Below are 2,568 nucleotides of genomic sequence, written 5' to 3'. Positions count from 1 at the left end.
CATTAGTCCCTTTTACTTATGAAAAACGAAACAAAGATCCTGGTTGTAGGCAACGGTATGGTTGGTTACAAGTTTTGTGAGAAACTCAAGAAAAAAGACCCCTCAGGCAAATTTAAGATTACCGTGCTTGGAGAAGAACCAAGGCCTGCATACGATCGTGTTCATTTGAGTGAATACTTTTCAACACGCTCTGCAGACCATTTAACCATGGCACCCTTGGAATGGTATGCCGAAAACAATATTGATCTGGTCTTAGGCAACCCGGTCATATCTATTGATAAACAAGCAAAACAGGCAACAACATTTTCAGGTGCAATTTATAGCTATGATAAATTAATTCTCGCAACCGGCTCCAGCGCTTTCGTTCCTCCGATTAAAGGTGTTGAAAAAGATGGCATCTATGTATACCGCACGATTGAAGATCTTGAAATGATGATCAATCAGGCAGAAAAATCAAAAGTTGGTGCTGTAATCGGTGGTGGACTTTTAGGCCTTGAAGCTGCAAAAGCTTTGATTGACCTGGGTTTAAAAGCACACGTGATTGAATTTGCGCCGCGCCTCATGCCACGTCAACTGGATGAGGCAGGTTCAAAAATGCTGCAGGAAAAACTAGAATCCTTAGGATTAACCATCCATTTAAATAAAAACACTTCTTACTTTGATGGCGATGAGGCTGTAAGCGCCATGCAGTTTGCAGACGATACACGCCTGGAACTGGATATGGTTGTTATCTCAGCAGGTATCAAGCCAAGAGATGAAGTTGCCAAGAAAGCAGGCCTAACAGTAGGTCCACGGGGCGGGATCGAAGTGAACGATTCATTACAGACTTCCGATCCGAATATTTTTGCAATCGGTGAATGTGCGCTGCACTGGGGAATGATCTATGGTCTGGTTGCGCCAGGATATGAGATGGCTGAAGTTGTAGCAGAGAATCTGATCAATGAACATTCGAAGGAATTCCGTTCGTTTGACATGTCAACAAAATTAAAATTGATCGGAGTTGATGTAGCCAGCTTTGGAGATGCCTTTGGCGCAGAAGAAGGTTCGGTTGCGATTACCTACGAAAATAAAGATAAAGGTGTATACAAACGCCTGAACTTATCGGCAGATAAAAAACGTGTTATAGGTGGGATATTAGTGGGCGATGCTGAAAGCTATAACATGTTGCTGCAGATGGTTAACAACAAGATGGCTTTACCGCCGGATCCAGAAGATCTGATTCTGGGCGCACGTGGTGAAGGTAAATCAGAAGGCGGTAGCTCTGGTGTAATGAGCTTGCCGGATGAAGCGCTGATCTGCTCCTGTGAAGGCATTACCAAAGGTGCTATATGCTGCGCGGTAACAGACCAGGGAGTTACAGATCTGGCTGGCATGAAAAAATGTACCAAAGCCGGTACTGGTTGCGGCGGTTGTGTGCCAATGGTAAATGACCTGATCTCTGAAACATTAAAATCTCAGGGTACGGTTGTTAAAAAAGTTTTATGTGAACACTTCGATTATTCACGTCAGGAATTACTTGACCTGATAAAAGTGAATGAATATAAAAATTACGATGTGATCCTGGATAAGTTGGGCAAAGGTGATGGTTGCGAAACCTGTAAACCTGCCGTGGCATCAATCCTTGCAAGTGTATGGAATGAAGTGATTCTTAAACAGGCGACGATCCAGGATTCAAATGACCGTTTCCTGGCAAACCTTCAGAAAGGCGGTACCTACTCGGTTGTACCGCGTGTTGCCGGAGGAGAGATTACTGCAGACAAACTGATTGTATTGGGCGAGGTTGCTAAAAAATACGATTTATACTGTAAGATCACCGGAGGTCAGCGTATCGATTTATTCGGAGCACCTGTGCATCAGTTGCCTGATATCTGGGAAGAGCTGATCAAGGCTGGTTTTGAAAGCGGTCATGCTTACGGAAAATCATTACGTACCGTAAAAAGCTGTGTAGGCTCTACCTGGTGCAGATTCGGGGTACAGGATTCTGTATCCTATGCGATCCGTATCGAGGAGCGTTACAAAGGTATCCGCTCCCCACACAAAGTAAAAATGGCTGTATCCGGTTGTGTACGTGAATGCGCGGAGGCACAAGGCAAAGACTTTGGTATCATTGCAACAGATAAAGGATGGAACTTATATGTATGCGGTAATGGTGGCGCAAAACCACAGCACGCAGTATTGTTTGCATCAGACCTTGATGATGAGACGTGTATCAAATACATTGACCGTATCATGATTTTCTACATCCGTACGGCTGAACCTTTGATGCGTACCGCTACATGGCTGAACAAATTAGAAGGCGGAATAGAATATTTAAAAGATGTTATCATAAACGATAGTCTGGGTATTTGCAGTCAGTTAGAGAAAGAATGTCAATTATTGGTTGACACTTATCACTGCGAATGGAAAGAAGTGGTCGAAAATCCGGAGTTGAGAAAACGTTTCAATACGTTCATCAATTCTGAAGAAGAAGATGAAACAATTGCATTTACTGAAATGCGTACGCAGAAAAAACCTGCTAACTGGAAATCTTAATTCACCCTTAATCTATCCTACTCTTATGAAAACTTC

1 protein-coding gene is annotated in these 2,568 nt (G+C 43.2%); it reads left to right on the top strand.

Going from position 1 to position 2,568, the window contains the following annotated elements:
• Positions 1-18 precede the first annotated feature (18 nt).
• Positions 19-2,532: a nitrite reductase large subunit NirB gene (nirB, locus tag ACTHJT_RS03380; protein ID WP_440236374.1), complete on the top strand. Its 2,514-nt coding sequence runs from the start codon at positions 19-21 to the stop codon at positions 2,530-2,532.
• Positions 2,533-2,568 lie beyond the last annotated feature (36 nt).

It is taken from the genome of Cytophaga sp., from assembly GCF_051961495.1.
GTDB lineage: Bacteria > Bacteroidota > Bacteroidia > Cytophagales > Cytophagaceae > Cytophaga.
The sequence above is the reverse complement of the archived record's forward strand: the minus strand, read 5'-3'. Positions and strand labels throughout refer to the sequence as shown.

Coding starts and splice junctions, on each gene's coding strand:
- nirB (WP_440236374.1), top strand. CDS start 19: ATGAAAAACGAAACAAAGATCCTGGTTGTAGGCAACGGTATGGTTGGT.